The sequence below is a fragment of the Klebsiella sp. GW_Kp181 genome, assembly GCF_040062315.1.
GTDB lineage: Bacteria > Pseudomonadota > Gammaproteobacteria > Enterobacterales > Enterobacteriaceae > Klebsiella > Klebsiella oxytoca.
The window spans coordinates 21,892-39,821 of sequence record NZ_JBEAFR010000003.1; the positions used below are offsets into that span (position 1 = coordinate 21,892).

A 17,930-nucleotide genomic window follows, 5' to 3' on the forward strand; every position below is an offset into this window, starting at 1 on the left:
CTTCGCGCGGCGGAACTCCGCCGCGCGTCTTTCTCACTTTACTGTCCCTGAATCGGCTGGGCTGATGACCCCCGGCAAGCTAAGCCAGTGGGGAGCGCCCGTTACATGGCGTCCAGCGCTTTCTGCAGCTTCCAGATATAGCGCGGGGCCTGCGGTGCCGGATGTTTCTTCACCACGTGCTCAAAGAAATCATCGGCGTCCATATCGTTAATCTCCTCAATCGCATCCTGGCGATTAGACGAGAAGGTGCGCAGCAGCGCGCCCGCGCCGTTGGCGTAGGAAACCACCACCGCATAGCGCATTACCTGCGGATCTTTAATCCCCGCCAGCGGACCGTTCTCGAGAATGCTAAGGTAGGCCGCCCCCATAGAAATATTACGCTCGGGATTTTTCAGTTCGCTCACCGAAGGATCGCCGCTCCAGCCCATCCGCCGGTAAACATCGCGCCCGGACGTTGAGGGTTTCAGCTGCATCAGGCCAACCGCGCCGGATTTGCTGACCACCGTCGGGTTGCCGCCGGATTCAATGGCGATAATGGCGGTAATCAGCTGGGGATCAACGCCCCACGCCGCGCCGGCTTTTTCGCTGATTGGCATCCACTGCATCGCCCGCTTAACCGGGACTTCCGGATTCCACGGCGGGTTACGATAATCGTGTTTTGAACTACAACCGGCCAACAATACAAATAAAAAAACACACCATCTCAATTTCACACATCTATCCTTATTGGCTGAAGTTTGCCGCACGGAGATGACAATAAATGCTCCAGGCGGCATGATAACCCTTTCATTCTTAGCAAGGAATTGTCATGTCTCAGTTTTATCTCATCGCCCCCTCCGGCTATTGCATCAACCAGGAAGCGGCGAATCGCGGCGTGCAACGTCTGCAGGAGGCCGGGCATCAGGTGGCGCATCAGGAAGTCATTCCCCGCCGGGCACTGCGTTTTGCCGGGACTGAGAACCATCGCCTTGCCGATATTAACCAGCTCGCCGCCCTCGACGGCAAAAACCGTATCGTGCTGGCGGTACGCGGCGGCTACGGCGCGACTCGCCTGCTGCCGCAAATTGACTGGCAGGGGCTCATTGCCCGTCAGCAGCAGGATCCGCTGCTCATTTGCGGCCACAGCGATTTCACCGCCATCCAGATGGGCCTGCTGGCAAAGGGTAGCATAATCACTTTTAGCGGGCCGATGCTGGCGGGAAACTTTGGCGCCGAAGCGCTTAATGAATTTACCGAACACCATTTCTGGCAGGCCCTGCGCAACCCGGCGTTTACGCTTGAATGGCACGGCGAGGGGCCCGACTGTCGCGCCAGCGGCACGCTATGGGGCGGCAACCTGGCGATGCTGACCTCGCTTATCGGTACCCCGTGGATGCCGAAGATTAGCGACGGGGTTCTGGTTGTGGAGGATATTAACGAGCATCCCTTCCGCGTTGAGCGTATGCTCTTGCAACTGCTTAATAGCGGTATTCTGGCGCGCCAGCGGGCAATTATCCTCGGCAGCTTTACCGGCGCTGTCGCCAACGACTACGATGCCGGATACGATCTGCCGATGGTATACGACTACCTTCGCCAGCAGCTTAACATTCCGGTCATCAGCGGCCTGGATTTTGGCCACGAGCAGCGCACGGTCACCCTACCGCTTGGCGCCAGAGCATTGCTGGTCAACAACGCCTCTGCCACGACGTTGAGCATCAGCGGCCACCCGGTACTGACAGAATAAAAATTCCTCTAACGCATATCCTGATCGGTGTCGGATTGTTAAAATGGTGTAGTTTTTAATTTATCTTCACGCCGGTAAGGAGTACGTCAACATTGGACGCCGCTGCGGTCATCAGTCTGTTTATCCTGGGTTCTGTTTTAGTAACCTGTAGCATCTTATTAAGTTCCTTTTCCTCACGCCTCGGCATCCCGATTCTGGTTATCTTCTTAGCCATTGGGATGCTGGCGGGTATTGACGGTATCGGCGGCATTCCGTTTGACAACTACCCTTTCGCCTACATGGTAAGTAACCTGGCGCTGGCGGTCATTCTGCTTGACGGCGGGATGCGCACCCAGGCCAGCTCCTTTCGCGTAGCGCTTTGGCCCGCGCTGTCGCTTGCCACGGTCGGGGTGTTAATTACCTCGGCCCTGACCGGACTCATGGCGGCCTGGCTGTTTAAACTCGACCTGATTGAAGGCATGCTGATCGGCGCGATTGTCGGCTCGACGGATGCCGCAGCGGTGTTCTCACTGCTCGGCGGAAAAGGGCTAAACGAACGCGTCGGCTCAACGCTGGAAATTGAATCCGGCAGCAACGACCCGATGGCCGTGTTCCTGACCATTACGCTTATCGAGATGATTCAGCAGCATGAAACCGGCCTGAGCTGGATGTTCCTGGTGCATATCGTGCAGCAGTTTGGCTTAGGTATCGCCATCGGTCTCGGCGGCGGCTATCTGCTGTTACAGATGATTAACCGCATTGTGCTGCCCGCCGGGCTTTACCCGCTGCTGGCGCTGAGCGGCGGGATCATGATTTTCGCCGCCACCACCTCGCTGGACGGCAGCGGCATCCTCGCGGTCTACCTGTGCGGCTTCCTGCTGGGCAACCGGCCGATTCGCAACCGCCACGGCATTCTGCAAAACTTTGACGGGCTGGCGTGGCTGGCGCAGATCGCCATGTTCCTGGTGCTCGGCCTGCTGGTCACGCCGTCAGACCTGTGGCCCATCGCCATCCCGGCGCTCATTCTGTCGATGTGGATGATTTTCATCGCCCGTCCGCTGTCGGTATTCGCCGGCCTGCTGCCGTTCCGCGGCTTTAACCTGCGCGAGCGCATATTTATCAGCTGGGTGGGTCTGCGCGGCGCGGTGCCGATTATTCTCGCCGTCTTTCCGATGATGGCGGGCCTGGAGAATGCGCGCCTGTTCTTTAACGTGGCTTTCTTCGTGGTGCTGGTCTCGCTGCTTTTACAGGGTACGTCGCTCTCCTGGGCGGCCAAAAAAGCCAAAGTAGTGGTGCCACCGGTCGGATCGCCCATCTCACGCGTCGGGCTGGATATCCATCCGGAAAATCCGTGGGAGCAGTTTGTCTATCAGTTGAGCGCGGAGAAATGGTGCGTCGGCGCGGCGCTGCGCGACCTGCATATGCCGCCGGAAACGCGGATTGCCGCGCTATTCCGCGATAACGCTCTGCTGCACCCCACCGGCAGCACCCGCCTGCTGGAAGGCGATATTCTCTGCGTGATTGGCCGCGAACGCGATTTACCCGCGCTGGGTAAACTGTTCAGCCAGTCGCCGCCGGTGGCGCTCGATCAGCGCTTCTTCGGTGATTTTATTCTCGATGCCAGCGCCAGGTTCGCCGACGTGGCGCAGATTTACGGCATTGACGGGGGAGAAGAGTTTCGCGATCGTCAGCAGTCGCTGGGTGACGTCATACAGCACCTGTTAGGCGCAGCCCCGGTTGTCGGCGACCAGGTGGAATTTGCCGGCATGGTGTGGACGGTGGCGGAAAAAGAAGAGGATCACGTTCTGCGGGTTGGCGTACGGATGGCGGAAGATGAGGCGGAGTGATCCGCCTCGGTTCAGGTTACACTGTCACAACCGGCACGCGCGGCGCAAGGGCGCACATTAATTCATATCCGACGGTGCCGCAGGAGGCTGCGACATCGTCAATTTTGATCTCTTTACCCCATAGCTCGACCGGCGCGCCAATGCCTGCCTGCGGGCAGGTTGTCAGGTCCACCGCCAGCATATCCATTGAGATACGCCCGACCGTTACGGTGCGGACGCCATCAACCAGCACCGGCGTTCCGCTGGGCGCTAAGCGCGGGTAGCCGTCGGCATAGCCGCAGGCAACGATGCCGATTCGCCGCTCCTCAGCCGTGCGCCAGGTTGCGCCGTATCCAACCGCTTCACCGGCTTTCAGATTCTGCACGGCGATAATTTCGCTGCTTAGCGTCATGACCGGTTTCAGCCCGGTATTGGCCACATCCTGCCACTGGCCGGAAGGCGAAGCGCCATAAAGCACGATCCCCGGCCTCACCCAGTTAAAATGCGACTCCGGATGCCACAAGGTGGCCGCCGAGTTCGCCAGCGAGCGCGGGCAATCCAGCCCTTCCGCCGCCTGCTCAATGCGCCGCATCGGCTCCGCGATGCCATCCGGATTTTCCGCTTCGGCAAAATGCGACATCAACGTCATTTCACTGACGTTGCTGAGCGCTCGCAGCTGCTGCCAGACGATTTGCAGACGATCCGGCATAAACCCCAGCCGGTTCATCCCGCTATTCACCTTGACGTAAATATCAAGCGGCGCATGCAGCTTCGCCTGCTGAAGGGCCTTAATTTGCCAGTTACTGTGCACGCTGGTGGTCAAGCGGTATTTATCAAATAACGCCAGCTCATCGGCATGAAAAAAGCCTTCCAGCATCAGTATCGGCCCTTTCCAGCCCAGCTCACGCAGCAGTATCGCCTCTTCAAGATTCAGCATCGCGAAACCGTCTGCGGCGCTAAGCGCATTCCAGACCCTTGCCAGACCGTGGCCATACGCATTGGCTTTGACCACCGCCCACAGGCGCGAGCCGGGCGCCGCGCGGCGAACAATTTGTTGATTCTGGCGTAAGGCTGACATATCAATGCTGGCCTTTACAGGACGAGACATGAAAGCTCCTTGTTAATTGTGAACGCCATGCAGATGCTGAGCGCGGGCCGGCGTAAAGCCGCGTCCGTAGCGGGCGACGGCAAGATCGTCATACGGGATCGCCGGCGTGCGTCCGGAGATCAGGTCGCTAATCAGCTGCCCTGAACCACAGGCCATGGTCCATCCCAGCGTGCCGTGGCCGGTGTTGAGCCACAGATTTTTATACCCCGTACGCCCCACCACCGGCGTACCGTCCGGAGTCATCGGACGCAGTCCGGTCCAGAAGGTTGCCTGTTCAACGTGGCCGCCGCGCGGGAACAGATCGCGCACTACCATCTCCAGGGTTTCACGCCGCGGCTGCAGCAGTTCTTTATTAAATCCAACAATTTCCGCCATTCCGCCAACGCGAATACGCCTGTCGAAACGGGTGATGGCGATTTTGTAGGTTTCATCAAGGATAGTCGAAACCGGCGCGCCGTCCTCTTCCGCGATGGGGATCGTCAGCGAATAGCCTTTCAGGGGATAGACCGGAATATCCACCCGCCCTTTCAGCATGGCCGTCGAATAGGATCCGAATGCCATAACGTACGCATCGGCTTTAATAATTTCAGCGCCGCACTTCACACCCGAGATGAGATCCCCTTCATAGAGCAGTTCATCCACCGGAGTATTAAAACGGAAAGTCACGCCCGCCTGCTCCGCCATTCGGGCCAGACGAGTGGTGAAGAGCTGGCAGTCGCCGGTTTCATCATTAGGTAAGCGCAAACCGCCCGTGAGCTTATGGCTCACTTCTGCCAGCGCCGGCTCAACTTCCAGCAGGCGATTCGCTTCCAGCAGCTGGTAAGGCACGCCCGCATCCTGCAGCACCGCAATATCGCGGGTCGCGTTCTCGAACTGCTTGTCAGTGCGGAATAGCTGGAGCGTACCACCCTGGCGCCCTTCATACTGAATACCGGTGCTCTCGCGCAGCGCTTTCAGGCAGTCGCGGCTGTACTCGGCCAGGCGCACCATTCGTCCTTTATTTTCCATATAGTGGCGAGTGTCGCAGTTGCGCAACATCTGCCACATCCATTTCAGCTGGAACTGGGTGCCATCCAGACCGATAGCCAGCGGAGCGTGGCGCTGGAACATCCACTTAATCGCCTTCAAAGGGACGCCCGGCGCCGCCCAGGGCGCGGCGTAGCCGGGGGAGATCTGCCCGGCGTTAGCGGCGCTGGTCTCTTCGGCCGGTCCCGGCTGACGGTCGATAACCGTCACTTCATGTCCTGCCTGGCTTAAATACCAGGCGCTTGCGACTCCTACAACCCCACTTCCCAGTATGACGACGCGCATAGCGGCTCCGTAATCGTTAAAGAACAATCATCTGATTACAAATTGATAACTCAGATGAAAATATTATTCAACATACGCTTTATTTATGGTGACTTATCTCACAGGATTCTGCGCCAGCTCTGACCCCGTCGCTTTACCATCTCCTGCTGCGCCTCATTTTTCTACAGAATAAAATTCTGATTAAAACGCAAAACAGCGCCTTTAAGATTGTGAAATCGCGAAGAAAGGAAATGCGGATAGACGCAGTTTGCGACGCCGTGTTCTATGCTTGTTTAGAGGTTTTCCGTACAGAGAGAACCATCAACAACGAGGGCGCGCTAATGGCTACGATTGATTCCATGAACAAGGACACAACCCGTTTAAGCGATGGACCCGACTGGACTTTTGAGCTGCTGGAGACCTATCTGGCAGAAGTCGACCGGGTGGCGAAGCTGTACCGTCTTGACACCTATCCGCACCAAATCGAAGTCATTACTTCCGAACAGATGATGGATGCCTACTCCAGCGTCGGGATGCCGATTAACTATCCGCACTGGTCGTTCGGTAAAAAATTCATCGAGACCGAACAGGCCTATAAGCACGGCCAACAGGGGCTGGCTTACGAAATCGTCATTAACTCCAACCCCTGTATTGCCTATTTGATGGAAGAGAACACCATTACCATGCAGGCGCTGGTGATGGCGCACGCCTGCTACGGGCATAACTCGTTTTTCAAAAATAACTATCTCTTTCGCAGCTGGACCGATGCCAGCTCAATTATTGACTATCTCATCTTCGCGCGGAAATACATCACCGAATGTGAAGAGCGCTACGGCGTTGATGAAGTTGAAAAACTGCTCGACTCCTGTCATGCCCTGATGAATTATGGCGTTGATCGCTATAAACGCCCGCAAAAAATCTCGCTGCAGGAGGAGAAAGCGCGGCAAAAAAGCCGGGAAGAGTATCTGCAAAGCCAGGTGAATATGCTGTGGCGCACGCTGCCGAAGCGAGAAGAGGAAAAAACCATCGAAGCCGCGCGTCGCTACCCTTCTGAACCGCAGGAAAATCTGCTCTATTTCATGGAGAAAAACGCGCCGCTGCTGGAGCCGTGGCAGCGTGAGATCCTGCGCATCGTGCGCAAGGTCAGCCAGTATTTTTATCCGCAGAAGCAGACTCAGGTGATGAACGAAGGCTGGGCGACTTTCTGGCACTACACCATCCTGAATCACCTTTATGATGAAGGTAAAGTGACGGAGCGCTTTATGCTGGAGTTCCTGCACAGCCACACCAATGTGGTGTTCCAGCCGCCATACAACAGCCAGTGGTATAGCGGTATTAACCCCTACGCGCTGGGGTTCGCCATGTTCCAGGATATCAAACGTATTTGTCAGTCGCCGACGGAAGAGGACAAATACTGGTTCCCGGATATTGCCGGCTCTGACTGGCTTGAAACTCTGCACTTCGCGATGCGCGACTTTAAGGATGAAAGCTTTATCAGCCAGTTCCTGTCGCCGAAAATCATGCGCGACTTCCGCTTCTTCACCGTGCTGGATGACGATCACAACAACTATCTCGAAATATCCGCAATTCATAATGAAGAGGGATATCGTGAGATTCGTTCCAAACTTTCAGCGCAGTACAACCTGAGCAACCTCGAGCCAAACATTCAGGTATGGAATGTGGACCTGCGCGGCGACCGCTCGCTCACCCTGCGCTACGTGCCGCACAACCGCGTGCCGCTGGATAAAGGCCGCCGTGAGGTGCTTAAGCACGTTCACCGCCTGTGGGGATTTGACGTTCTTCTGGAGCAGCAAAACGCTGATGGCAGCGTCGAGCTGCTGGAACGCACCCCGCCGCGGCAGAACCCGCTGTAGCCGTTGAAAAGCAAAACGCCCGGTGAAAGCACCGGGCGTTTTTTATTCATTACGTGGGCTTAACGCATATTAATCGCTAAGTCGCCCGGTAGATTCTTCTGCATACGATGCCAGATCTCACCGCTGTCGCGGCCATAGCGGCGTACGATGTCATAAACCTGCTCATGCAGGCCCTCTTCACAAACTTTAGCCAGCTGATGATAGAAGCCGAGCGCCAGGCTGCGCGCTTCCGGATTGGCAAAATAGTGGCGACCGATACGGGTATATAAGCCTTTCATACCGTTGAGGATCAGACCATAGATGGGATTGCCTGAGGCAAACGCCAGACCGCGGAAGATATTGTAATCCAGCTCGGCAAACGCATCGGCGTGGTCTTCAATTTCACGCGCGCTCGCCAGTACTTCCAGCGCCTTATCCGGATGCTGACGGAAAGCGGTACGGATGAAAATGGTCGAAATATTGGTACGCACGGACAGCAGATTATCAATCAGCTGCGGTACGCTGTCATGGTCGAGACGCGCCAGGGTTTCAAGAATATTCAAACCTGAAGTTTCCCAGAAATTGTTCACCTTTGTCGGTTTACCATGCTGAATGGTTAACCAGCCATCGCGGGCCAGACGCTGCAACACTTCACGTAAGGTTGTACGGGTAACACCAATCAGTTCAGAAAGTTCACGTTCAGCGGGAAGAATTGAACCAGGGGGAAAACGGTTATTCCAGATACTTTCAATGATGTACTCTTCAGCGAAACCCGCAGGGCTTTGCGCCTTAATGACCATAATAAGATTTCCATTACACAGCGTTGCTATTCGACTCATCATACCAGAGCGGCCATAAGGCAGATAGCGCCAGAAAGTAATTAAAAAGGGATCGCCGTTTCATTTTCCACTTTTCATTTCACATTTTCTGTTGCTAAAGAATGTGATGCGAAGAAAGTTGCGTCTCGTTTTGCGCAACTGGTAATCTTGCGTATAGTTACGCATAAAATCATGTTTCAGAATTTGACGGAGAAAGGATGTCTGTCGTGGAAATGTCTTATGGCCGCGCCCTGTGGCGCAATTTTCTTGGCCAGTCCCCGGACTGGTACAAACTCGCTCTCATCATTTTCTTAATTGTTAATCCGCTGGTCTTTTATCTGCATCCGTTTATTGCCGGATGGCTGCTGGTTATCGAATTTATCTTCACCCTGGCGATGGCGCTCAAGTGCTATCCCCTGCTGCCGGGCGGCCTGCTGGCCATTGAAGCGGTATTTATCGGCATGACCACCCCGGGGCATATCCGCGAAGAGGTGGCCAGTAATCTTGAAGTCCTGCTGCTGCTAATGTTTATGGTCGCGGGGATCTACTTCATGAAGCAGCTGCTGCTGTTCATCTTCACCCGCTTGTTGCTTGGCATTCGTAGCAAGATGCTGCTGTCGCTGGCGTTTTGCGTCGCATCCGCTTTCCTCTCCGCCTTCCTCGACGCGTTGACCGTTGTCGCAGTGGTGATAAGCGTTGCCGTCGGCTTCTACGGTATTTACCACAAAGTCGCTTCGGCGCGGCCGGATGATGACAATATGCTCGACGACAGCCATATTGAGCAGCACTATCGCGATGTCCTGGAGCAGTTCCGCGGCTTCTTGCGCAGCCTGATGATGCATGCCGGGGTCGGCACCGCGCTCGGCGGCGTGATGACCATGGTCGGCGAGCCGCAGAACCTGATCATCGCCAAGGCGGCAGGCTGGCACTTCGGCGAATTCTTCATGCGTATGCTGCCGGTTAGCCTGCCGGTGCTGGTATGCGGACTGATCACCTGTCTGCTGCTGGAGAAATTCCGCCTGTTTGGCTACGGCGAACCGCTGCCGCCAACCGTGCGCAAAGTGCTACAGGATTTTGACGATCGCAGCCGCCAGAGCCGCAGTCGTCAGGATCGCCTGCGTCTTATCGCTCAGGGACTTATCGGCATCTGGCTGATTATCGCCCTTGCGATGCATCTTGCGGAAGTCGGCCTGATCGGCCTGTCGGTGATTGTGCTGGCGACAACGTTCTCCGGCATCACCGATGAACACGCTATCGGCAAAGCCTTCACCGAAGCCCTGCCGTTTACCGCCCTACTGACGGTCTTCTTTGCCGTGGTGGCGGTTATTATTGACCAGCACCTTTTTGCCCCGGTGATCGAGTTCGTTCTTCAGGCATCGCCGCACGCCCAGCTATCGTTGTTTTATCTGTTTAACGGTCTGCTGTCGTCGATTTCTGATAACGTCTTCGTCGGAACCGTCTATATCAACGAGGTCAAGTCCGCGCTGGAGCAGGGTACCATCAGTTTGCCGCAGTTCGAGCTGCTGGCGGTGGCGATCAATACCGGCACCAACCTGCCATCGGTCGCTACGCCGAACGGCCAGGCTGCTTTTTTGTTCCTGCTGACTTCCGCGCTGGCCCCGCTGATTCGCCTCTCCTATGGCCGGATGGTGTGGATGGCGCTGCCCTATACTCTCGTCCTGACCCTCGTCGGCCTGGCCTGCGTCGAGTTTACCCTGATGCCGGCCACCCAGTGGATGCTGGAGCACGGTTGGCTGGTGACGCCACAACTGCTGAAATAAAATCATCCATGCCCGGCTCAAAACGCCGGGCATTCCATATTCGTTTACGTAATATTTTCAGACTAGCTGCTGGCGTCGCTACGGTTTTCGTTTACACTGCCATGATTTAGCATGTTCCAGGGAAATGATTATGTTGCGATATTTAAACCAGTGCTCAAGGGGACGCGGTGCCTGGCTCCTGATGGCGCTAACCGCGTTTATTCTTGAATTGGTGGCGTTATGGTTCCAGCACGTGATGCTGCTGCAGCCGTGCGTACTGTGTATTTACGAGCGCTGCGCGCTATTTGGCGTGATGGGCGCCGGTATCGTCGGCGCCATTGCGCCAAAAACCCCTCTGCGCTACGTCGCGATTGTGATTTGGCTCTACAGCGCCCTGCGCGGGCTGCAGCTGTCATGGGAACACACCATGATTCAGCTTCACCCTTCCCCCTTCAAGACCTGCGATTTCGCCGCTCGTTTCCCAACGTGGCTGCCGCTGGATAAATGGCTGCCTCAGGTGTTTGTCGCTACCGGCGACTGCTCCGTACGCCAGTGGGAATTCCTGACGCTGGAAATGCCGCAGTGGCTGGTCGGCATCTTCGCAGCCTATCTGGTGGTCGGTGTACTGGTGCTTATCGCTCAGCCGTTTAAACCTAAAAAGCGCGATCTGTTTGGTCGCTAAGACCGATTGCTCATAAAGCGCTCCTCCGGGAGCGTTTTTTTTGCCTGCGCGTTGACGTTGCCGCCATAAAGTTGCATATTAAATACATCTTATAAATGTTAACTAAGGAGCACATGATGTCTCATTTGCGTATTCCCGCTAGCTGGAAGGTAAAACGCTCCACCCCATTCTTTACCAAACAGAACGTACCCGCCGCTTTGCTGACGCACCACAACACCGCAGCGGGTGTTTTCGGCCAGCTTTGCGTAATGGAAGGGACGGTAACCTACTATGGTTTCGCTGATGAACAGGCGACAGAGCCTGAGGCAAAAGTCGTTATCAATGCTGGCCAGTTCGCAACCAGCCCGCCGCAGTACTGGCACCGCATTGAGCTAAGCGACGACGCGCAGTTCAATATTAACTTTTGGGTTGCAGATGACGCCGACGGTGAAAGCGGACTATTCCACGCGAAGAAAGGCTAACTGCGCGCCTTACTGCGCCCAGTCCGGTTTATTCAGAATATGATCCTGCCAGTCAACCACAGTGGATTCTTTCACCGCAATATGGCGAACGGAGATGCGTTCGCCATGCATCGCCGCCTTCGAACCGGTTAACAGCGGATGCCAGTGCGGCAGCGGCTGGCCTTCCGCCAGCAGACGATAGGCGCAGGTCGGCGGCAGCCATTCAAACGTAGGCAGATTGTCGCGAGTTAGCTTGATGCAATCCGGCTCGTACTCGAAGCGGCGCTCATAGTTACGACACTGGCAGGTTTTGATATTGAGCTGACGGCAGGCGACGTTGGTAAAGTAGATTTCGTCGGTATCTTCATCCATCAGCTTATGCAGGCAGCACTGACCGCAGCCATCGCAAAGTGATTCCCACTCCGCATCGCTCATTTCATCCAGTGTTTTTTGTTGCCAGAAAGGTTGTTCGCTCATTGGGATGTCCGTCATTGCAGTTCAGGGTGCACCTTATAACCACTCTGGCACGCCGATGCAAGTTTTGCCGCCCGGAGAAGGCGGCAAGCGGACGTTACAGCACGCGGGTAGTCAGCGAAAAGCCGTTAAAACCGACTTCCAGCTCGTCTCCGCTGCTCAGCGGCCCTACGCCTTCCGGCGTACCGGTCAGCACCACATCCCCGGCTTTCAGGGTAAAAAAGCGCGACATATAGGCGATGAGCGGCACAATCTTATGGATCATGTCGGCGGTCGAACCCTGCTGGCGCACTTCGCCGTTCACCTTCAGACTCAGCGGAGTACTCTGCGCGTCGCCGTGAAACTCGGCGGCGGGAATAAAGCCTGAAACAGGACAGGAGTTATCAAAGCCTTTGGCCTTCTCCCACGGCTGACCGGCCTTTTTCAGTTTTCCCTGCAGATCGCGCAGGGTAAGGTCCAGCGCCACGCCATAGCCGGCAATGGCTTTCAGCACATGATCTTCCGTCGCCTGGCGCAGCGTACCGCCAATCAGTACCGCCAGCTCAACTTCATGGTGCACCGACCCAAGCCCCTCAGGCAGCACCAACGGCTGGCGGATGTCGCATAGCGCCGTCTCAGGTTTAATAAACAGCACCGGCTCTTCCGGCGTCGCACTGCCCATCTCTTTGATGTGTTTTGCATAGTTGCTGCCAACGCAAACCACTTTGCTTACCGGATAATCCAGTAGCGCACCCTGCCAGTTATGATGTTGGTACATTATATTCCCTCTGTGGGTTAATCAGATTTATTCCCCTGTTCCGCCAGGTGTTTCTTGAGTAAATTTTCAGACGGAGGAGGCAGCTGAAGGTAATAGCCCTGATCGGTGAGCGCCTGTTTCACTTTCTCCAAATCGGCGTGAATGAGTTTTTTTCGTCCATCGAGCGGTAGAATCATTGCCAGTTTGGGCGTACCGAAGCTATACATTAATTCGTCAGGAACGCGGGAGAAATCGTCCTTTTTTTCGACATATAAATAGGTTTGCTCGCGTTTAGTACTTCGATAGATCACACAAAACATAGTTTTACTCGGAATTAGACCTGTGGTCACTTGCCTCAATATATGAGTGACTATAACATGCCTTTTAGTCTTCGGAATATCACCGCACTTCAGCGAGTGATAAACAGCAAATTGAGTAAGGCCAGGATGTCAAATACGCCAATCGAACTTAAGGGCAGTAGCTTCACCTTATCTGTGGTTCATTTGCACGATGCAAATCCCGAGGTTATTCGTCAGGCGTTAGAAGACAAAATCGCCCAGGCTCCCGCCTTTTTACGGCACGCTCCCGTGGTGGTGAATATCAGCAGCATTGAAGATGACGTCGACTGGCGCCCTCTGCATGAGGCAATCGCGGCTACCGGCCTGCGTATTATGGGCGTAAGCGGATGTAAACTTCCCCGGCTGAAAACGGAAATTGACCGCGCCGGGATCCCTTTATTAACCGAAGGGAAAGAAAAAGTGACTCGCCAGGCTGCGCCTGAACCCGTTGCCCCACCTCCAGCTGTTAATCAGATCACAAAAACGCGTTTGATTGATCAGCCGGTACGTTCCGGTCAGCGTATTTATGCGCCACACTGTGATCTAATTGTTACAAACCATGTGAGTGCCGGGGCTGAACTTATCGCCGATGGTAACATCCATGTATATGGCATGATGCGGGGACGCGCGCTTGCTGGCGCAGGCGGCGACAGAGACGCCCAAATATTTTGTACCAACCTCTCGGCGGAACTGGTTTCCATCGCGGGGGAATACTGGCTGAGTGATAACATTCCGGCCGAATTTTATGGCAAAGCGGCCAGTCTACGTTTAGACGACAGCGCTTTGACGATTCAATCGTTGAATTAATCCCTTTTTAACAAGGAATTTCTATGGCACGCATTATTGTTGTGACTTCGGGTAAAGGAGGCGTTGGCAAGACCACCTCCAGCGCGGCCATCGCTACTGGTTTGGCCCAGAAGGGAAAGAAAACGGTCGTTATCGACTTCGACATCGGCCTGCGTAACCTTGACCTGATCATGGGCTGTGAACGCCGGGTCGTTTATGATTTCGTCAACGTCATCCAGGGCGATGCCACGTTGAACCAGGCGCTTATTAAAGATAAGCGTACGGAGAATCTCTATATTCTCCCGGCCTCCCAGACGCGTGACAAAGACGCCCTGACCCGCGAAGGCGTAGACAAAGTTCTCGAAGAACTGAAAAAAATGGATTTTGATTTTATCGTCTGTGACTCCCCTGCAGGCATCGAAACCGGTGCGCTGATGGCGCTGTATTTTGCTGATGAAGCCATCATCACCACCAACCCGGAAGTCTCCTCTGTTCGCGACTCCGACCGTATCCTTGGTATCCTGGCCTCCAAATCCCGTCGCGCGGAAAGGGGCGAAGATCCAATTAAAGAGCACCTGCTGCTGACGCGCTATAACCCAGGCCGCGTAAACAAGGGTGACATGCTGAGCATGGAAGACGTGCTGGAAATTCTGCGCATCAATCTGGTGGGCGTGATTCCGGAAGATCAGTCCGTGCTGCGCGCGTCAAACCAGGGCGAGCCGGTGATTCTGGATGACGCCTCGGACGCGGGTAAAGCCTATGCCGATACGGTTGAACGTCTGCTCGGAGAAGAACGCCCTTTCCGCTTCGTAGAAGAAGAGAAGAAAGGTTTCCTCAAACGCCTGTTCGGAGGATAAATTATGGCATTACTCGACTTTTTTCTCTCGCGGAAAAAGAACACGGCCAATATTGCGAAAGAGCGCCTGCAAATTATCGTCGCGGAGCGCCGTCGCGGCGACGCTGAACCGCACTATCTTCCGCAGTTGCGTAAAGACATTCTTGAGGTGATTTGCAAATACGTGCAAATCGACCCGGAGATGGTCAGCGTACAGCTGGAGCAGAGAGACGGTGATATTTCGATTCTGGAGCTGAACGTGACCCTGCCGGAAACTGAAGAGTCGAAGCCCTGAGCCTGAGGTATAAAAAAAACCGGCAACGCTGTGCGCAGCCGGTTTTTTCACTATGCCGATCGGCGCTAGCGCGGGTAGTCGCTTAATAGCGCATTCAGGCGATCGGCCATCAATTCACCGCGCCAGCCGGAAACCAGTTCAGGCTGCCCGTTGCCGTTTTTTAGCCCCCAGTGCCAGTTCAGCAGCTGATTAATCTGTCTTCTTGAAGCCAGCAGCTCCGCGCTCACGCCCTTCTCGGCGCTTACGGTCTGAACTAACGCTTTGATATCCTTAAACAGCTTGCGGTAACCGGGCATGTCGATCAGATTTTGCAGCGGCTCTGGCAGCGCCTCTTCCGGCAGCGCCTGCGCCTTCTCGACGAGGGCGATCAGCGTCTTACCGTGGAAACGAATCTCGCTGCCCGAGAGTCCGAGGCTGTCAAGTTCCCCCAGGCTGGTGGGCATATAGCGCGCCACGTTCCATAAATGCTCTTCACGGATAACAAAGTTGACCGCCAGGTCGCGTTCGCGCGCTTTACGCAGCCGCCACTCCGCCAACAGCTGCAGGCAGCCCAGCTGACGAGTACGCAGCTGCCAGGCATTGCCAATGTCGCGCCACGCCTCGGCAGGATCCTGAATCTCCTGACGACGCTGCTGCATCAGTTGGCATTCATCCAGGGCAGCGGAAAGCCAGCCCGCGCTGTCGGTTTCAGCCATCAGCTTTCCGGCAATCGGCAGCAGGTACCAGACGTCGGCAGCGGCATAAACGCACTGGCGTTCGGTCAGCGGGCGCGCCAGCCAGTCGGTACGAGATTCGCTCTTGTCCAGCGCCACGCCGGTATACTCTTCTACCATCGATGCAAAGCCCCAGGACATCGGACGACCGCAAAAAGCGGCAAGAATTTGCGTGTCGATCAGCGGCTGAGGCATCAAATGAAAGGCATTAAGAAATACTTCCAGATCTTCACTGCCAGCATGTAAAAATTTGGTCACATCTTTATTCAGCAGCAGTTCACGCATCGGTTCCCAGTCGGTGATAACCAGAGGGTCAATCAGCGAGACCTGGTTGCCGTCGAACAGCTGGAGCAGACCGAGCTGCGGGTAGTAGGTACGAGTACGGACAAATTCCGTATCCAGCGCGATGGCAGAAACCGCGCTTGCCGCTTCACAGACGGCGCGAAGGCCATCGTTGGTGGTGATCATCTGATAGTTCAAATCATACTCTCTTAACTTGCGCCCATAAAAAACGCCGGCTTAGCCGGCGTCTGGCGATTCACTCTTAGCTCAGGCTTTATTGTCTACTTTAGCACGGGCTTCGTCACGCAGTTCTCGACGTAAAATTTTTCCGACGTTGGATTTCGGCAGCTCATCGCGAAACTCAACCAGCTTCGGAACCTTGTAGCCGGTCAGCTGGCGACGGCAGAAAGCGATCAGCATCTCTTCCGTCAGCGTCGGCTCTTTCTTCACCACGAAAATTTTCACCGCCTCACCGCTGCTTCCGGACGGTACGCCAACCGCAGCAACCTCCTGAACCCCGGAATGCTGCATTACCACATCCTCGATTTCATTCGGATAGACGTTGAAGCCCGAGACAAGGATCATATCTTTTTTGCGATCGACGATACGCAGGAAGCCCTCGTCATCCATCACCGCGATATCGCCGGTATGCAGCCAGCCGTCCTTAATGATTTCAGCGGTAGCATCAGGGCGCTGCCAGTAGCCCAGCATCACCTGTGGCCCTTTCACGCACAGCTCCCCCGGCTCTCCCGGCGCAACTTCATTATCGTCATCATCCACCAGCTTCGCTTCGGTGGACGGCACTGGCAGGCCAATACTGCCGCTGTGATAGTCGATATCGTGCGGATTGACGCTCACCAACGGCGCGCACTCCGTCAGGCCATAGCCTTCCAGAAGATACTGCCCGGTCAGCTTAACCCAGCGCTCCGCAACGACCTGCTGTACCGGCATTCCGCCGCCGGCGGAGAGATGCAGTGAAGAGAAGTCGAGCTGCTGAAACTCTTTGTTGTTAAGCAGCGCGTTAAACAGGGTATTGACTCCGGTCATGGCGGTGAAGGGATATTTCGCTAGCTCTTTGACCAGGCCTGGGATGTCGCGCGGGTTGGTGATCAGCAGGTTTTGCCCGCCCAGTTCAATGAACAACAGGCAGTTCATGGTCAGCGCAAAGATGTGATACAGCGGTAGCGCGGTAACAACCAGCTCTTTGCCGCGATGCAACAGCGGCCCGTAGGTACCGTTTACCTGCTCAAGGTTCGCCAGCATATTGCGATGGGTCAGCATTGCCCCTTTCGCCACGCCGGTTGTGCCGCCGGTATATTGAAGAAAAGCGAGATCCTGAGAGACGATTTCCGGCTTAATGTACTGCATGCGGTAGCCGTGCTGCAGCGCGCTGCGAAACGAGATGGCGTCCGGCAGATGGTATTTTGGCACCAGCCGTTTAATGTACTTCACCACAAAGTTAACCAGCGTTCCTTTCGCCGTGGAAAGCTGATCGCCCATGCGGGTTAAAATCACGTGCTTGACCTGGGTTTTATCAACCACCTTTTCCAGGGTATGCGCAAAGTTGGAAACGATCACAATGGCGGCGGCGCCGCTGTCGTTAAGCTGATGCTCCAGTTCGCGCGGGGTATAAAGCGGATTGACGTTCACGACAATCATGCCAGCGCGCAGGATACCAAACAGCGCCACCGGATACTGCAGCAGATTAGGCATCATCAGCGCGACACGGTCGCCTTTTTGCAGGCCTAACCCTTCCTGAAGATAAGCGGCGAACGCGCGGCTACGCTCCTCCAGCTTGCGGTAGGTCATCACCTCGCCCATGTTAATAAAGGCCGGCTGGTCGGCATAGCGGCGGACGGCGTGTTCAAACAGTTCAACCAGGGATTGATAGCGGTCAGGGTTTATCTCCGCAGGAACGTCTGCGGGATAACGGTTTAGCCAAACCTTTTTCACTGCATCACCTCTGAAATAGTTATTCGTCGTCATCACAAC

General features: G+C 55.4%; 18 protein-coding genes. 9 read left to right on the forward strand and 9 right to left on the reverse strand.

The features are described from left to right. Positions 1 to 101: 101 nt before the first annotated feature. Positions 102 to 713, reverse strand: a complete 612-nt coding sequence (gene emtA / locus ABLV11_RS03020; protein WP_016808276.1) for a membrane-bound lytic murein transglycosylase EmtA — start codon at positions 711 to 713, stop codon at positions 102 to 104. Positions 714 to 808: 95 nt separating this feature from the next. Here emtA and ldcA point away from each other — a divergent pair, with 95 nt between their 5' ends. Both ldcA and ABLV11_RS03030 read left to right on the forward strand, forming a co-directional pair. Further along, positions 809 to 1,723: a muramoyltetrapeptide carboxypeptidase gene (ldcA, locus tag ABLV11_RS03025; RefSeq protein WP_348855174.1), complete on the forward strand. Its 915-nt coding sequence runs from the start codon at positions 809 to 811 to the stop codon at positions 1,721 to 1,723. 92 nt (positions 1,724 to 1,815) lie between these two features. Further along, positions 1,816 to 3,549 carry a potassium/proton antiporter gene (locus tag ABLV11_RS03030; protein WP_004103240.1) on the forward strand — a complete coding sequence of 578 codons (1,734 nt, stop codon included), beginning with the start codon at positions 1,816 to 1,818 and terminating at the stop codon, positions 3,547 to 3,549. A gap of 16 nt (positions 3,550 to 3,565) precedes the next feature. On the opposite strand, the gene dadX is transcribed toward ABLV11_RS03030, so the two are convergent. Continuing rightward, entirely contained in the window at positions 3,566 to 4,636 is a 1,071-nt protein-coding gene (gene dadX, locus ABLV11_RS03035; protein ID WP_004103243.1) for a catabolic alanine racemase DadX, read from the reverse strand. A gap of 12 nt (positions 4,637 to 4,648) precedes the next feature. Continuing rightward, positions 4,649 to 5,947: a D-amino acid dehydrogenase gene (locus ABLV11_RS03040; protein WP_004103245.1), complete on the reverse strand. Its 1,299-nt coding sequence runs from the start codon at positions 5,945 to 5,947 to the stop codon at positions 4,649 to 4,651. Positions 5,948 to 6,267: 320 nt separating this feature from the next. On the opposite strand from ABLV11_RS03040, the gene ABLV11_RS03045 reads away from it, so the two are divergent. Continuing rightward, positions 6,268 to 7,800 (forward strand): SpoVR family protein, encoded by a 1,533-nt coding sequence (locus ABLV11_RS03045; RefSeq protein ID WP_004103247.1) that lies wholly within the window; start codon positions 6,268 to 6,270, stop codon positions 7,798 to 7,800. 59 nt (positions 7,801 to 7,859) lie between these two features. On the opposite strand, the gene fadR is transcribed toward ABLV11_RS03045, so the two are convergent. Then, positions 7,860 to 8,579, reverse strand: coding sequence for a fatty acid metabolism transcriptional regulator FadR (gene fadR, locus ABLV11_RS03050; RefSeq protein WP_004103249.1), 720 nt, complete (start codon positions 8,577 to 8,579; stop codon positions 7,860 to 7,862). A gap of 245 nt (positions 8,580 to 8,824) precedes the next feature. Between fadR and nhaB the strand changes: the two genes are divergently transcribed. The 3 genes from nhaB to ABLV11_RS03065 all read left to right on the forward strand — a co-directional run bounded on the left by nhaB (position 8,825) and on the right by ABLV11_RS03065 (position 11,500). Then, positions 8,825 to 10,378 (forward strand): sodium/proton antiporter NhaB, encoded by a 1,554-nt coding sequence (gene nhaB / locus ABLV11_RS03055; protein WP_049094619.1) that lies wholly within the window; start codon positions 8,825 to 8,827, stop codon positions 10,376 to 10,378. 130 nt (positions 10,379 to 10,508) lie between these two features. Further along, positions 10,509 to 11,039, forward strand: coding sequence for a disulfide bond formation protein DsbB (gene dsbB, locus ABLV11_RS03060; protein ID WP_348855175.1), 531 nt, complete (start codon positions 10,509 to 10,511; stop codon positions 11,037 to 11,039). Positions 11,040 to 11,155: 116 nt separating this feature from the next. Next, on the forward strand, positions 11,156 to 11,500 hold the full coding sequence (locus ABLV11_RS03065; protein ID WP_004103255.1) for a DUF1971 domain-containing protein: 345 nt from the start codon (positions 11,156 to 11,158) through the stop codon (positions 11,498 to 11,500). Positions 11,501 to 11,509: 9 nt separating this feature from the next. Here the strand turns inward: ABLV11_RS03065 and ABLV11_RS03070 are convergent, their stop codons facing one another. From ABLV11_RS03070 to ABLV11_RS03080, 3 genes are all read right to left on the reverse strand, one after another. Beyond that, the gene (locus tag ABLV11_RS03070) at positions 11,510 to 11,956 is read right to left on the reverse strand and encodes a YcgN family cysteine cluster protein (protein WP_004103257.1); all 447 of its coding nucleotides are present in this window, start codon (positions 11,954 to 11,956) and stop codon (positions 11,510 to 11,512) included. A gap of 94 nt (positions 11,957 to 12,050) precedes the next feature. Beyond that, complete coding sequence (locus tag ABLV11_RS03075) at positions 12,051 to 12,710, reverse strand: fumarylacetoacetate hydrolase family protein (RefSeq protein WP_004113717.1); 660 nt, start codon at positions 12,708 to 12,710, stop codon at positions 12,051 to 12,053. A 17-nt stretch (positions 12,711 to 12,727) separates the two neighbouring features. After that, complete coding sequence (locus ABLV11_RS03080) at positions 12,728 to 13,009, reverse strand: YcgL domain-containing protein (RefSeq protein ID WP_004103262.1); 282 nt, start codon at positions 13,007 to 13,009, stop codon at positions 12,728 to 12,730. Positions 13,010 to 13,135: 126 nt separating this feature from the next. On the opposite strand from ABLV11_RS03080, the gene minC reads away from it, so the two are divergent. Genes minC through minE form a run of 3 tightly spaced genes read left to right on the forward strand, consistent with a single transcriptional unit; the run spans position 13,136 to position 14,943 of the window. After that, positions 13,136 to 13,834 (forward strand): septum site-determining protein MinC, encoded by a 699-nt coding sequence (gene minC / locus ABLV11_RS03085; protein WP_224330377.1) that lies wholly within the window; start codon positions 13,136 to 13,138, stop codon positions 13,832 to 13,834. A 23-nt stretch (positions 13,835 to 13,857) separates the two neighbouring features. Continuing rightward, a complete protein-coding gene (gene minD, locus ABLV11_RS03090; RefSeq protein WP_004103267.1) occupies positions 13,858 to 14,670 on the forward strand; it encodes a septum site-determining protein MinD in 813 nt (270 codons plus the stop codon). 3 nt (positions 14,671 to 14,673) lie between these two features. After that, positions 14,674 to 14,943: a cell division topological specificity factor MinE gene (minE, locus tag ABLV11_RS03095; RefSeq protein WP_004103270.1), complete on the forward strand. Its 270-nt coding sequence runs from the start codon at positions 14,674 to 14,676 to the stop codon at positions 14,941 to 14,943. A gap of 65 nt (positions 14,944 to 15,008) precedes the next feature. Here the strand turns inward: minE and rnd are convergent, their stop codons facing one another. Together rnd and fadD are read right to left on the reverse strand one after the other, a co-directional pair. Next, positions 15,009 to 16,124, reverse strand: a complete 1,116-nt coding sequence (gene rnd, locus ABLV11_RS03100) for a ribonuclease D (protein ID WP_162098340.1) — start codon at positions 16,122 to 16,124, stop codon at positions 15,009 to 15,011. Positions 16,125 to 16,205: 81 nt separating this feature from the next. After that, on the reverse strand, positions 16,206 to 17,891 hold the full coding sequence (gene fadD, locus ABLV11_RS03105) for a long-chain-fatty-acid--CoA ligase FadD (protein ID WP_085955773.1): 1,686 nt from the start codon (positions 17,889 to 17,891) through the stop codon (positions 16,206 to 16,208). Positions 17,892 to 17,930 lie beyond the last annotated feature (39 nt).

Bases quoted from the DNA above. Each gene is read 5' to 3' on its own strand.
- dadX (WP_004103243.1), bottom strand. From the start codon at position 4,636: ATGTCTCGTCCTGTAAAGGCCAGCATTGATATGTCAGCCTTACGCCAG.
- minC (WP_224330377.1), top strand. From the start codon at position 13,136: ATGTCAAATACGCCAATCGAACTTAAGGGCAGTAGCTTCACCTTATCT.
- ldcA (WP_348855174.1), top strand. From the start codon at position 809: ATGTCTCAGTTTTATCTCATCGCCCCCTCCGGCTATTGCATCAACCAG.
- ABLV11_RS03080 (WP_004103262.1), bottom strand. From the start codon at position 13,009: ATGTTTTGTGTGATCTATCGAAGTACTAAACGCGAGCAAACCTATTTA.
- ABLV11_RS03070 (WP_004103257.1), bottom strand. From the start codon at position 11,956: ATGAGCGAACAACCTTTCTGGCAACAAAAAACACTGGATGAAATGAGC.
- dsbB (WP_348855175.1), top strand. From the start codon at position 10,509: ATGTTGCGATATTTAAACCAGTGCTCAAGGGGACGCGGTGCCTGGCTC.
- ABLV11_RS03045 (WP_004103247.1), top strand. From the start codon at position 6,268: ATGGCTACGATTGATTCCATGAACAAGGACACAACCCGTTTAAGCGAT.
- minE (WP_004103270.1), top strand. From the start codon at position 14,674: ATGGCATTACTCGACTTTTTTCTCTCGCGGAAAAAGAACACGGCCAAT.
- ABLV11_RS03075 (WP_004113717.1), bottom strand. From the start codon at position 12,710: ATGTACCAACATCATAACTGGCAGGGTGCGCTACTGGATTATCCGGTA.
- fadR (WP_004103249.1), bottom strand. From the start codon at position 8,579: ATGGTCATTAAGGCGCAAAGCCCTGCGGGTTTCGCTGAAGAGTACATC.
- ABLV11_RS03065 (WP_004103255.1), top strand. From the start codon at position 11,156: ATGTCTCATTTGCGTATTCCCGCTAGCTGGAAGGTAAAACGCTCCACC.
- ABLV11_RS03040 (WP_004103245.1), bottom strand. From the start codon at position 5,947: ATGCGCGTCGTCATACTGGGAAGTGGGGTTGTAGGAGTCGCAAGCGCC.
- minD (WP_004103267.1), top strand. From the start codon at position 13,858: ATGGCACGCATTATTGTTGTGACTTCGGGTAAAGGAGGCGTTGGCAAG.
- rnd (WP_162098340.1), bottom strand. From the start codon at position 16,124: ATGATCACCACCAACGATGGCCTTCGCGCCGTCTGTGAAGCGGCAAGC.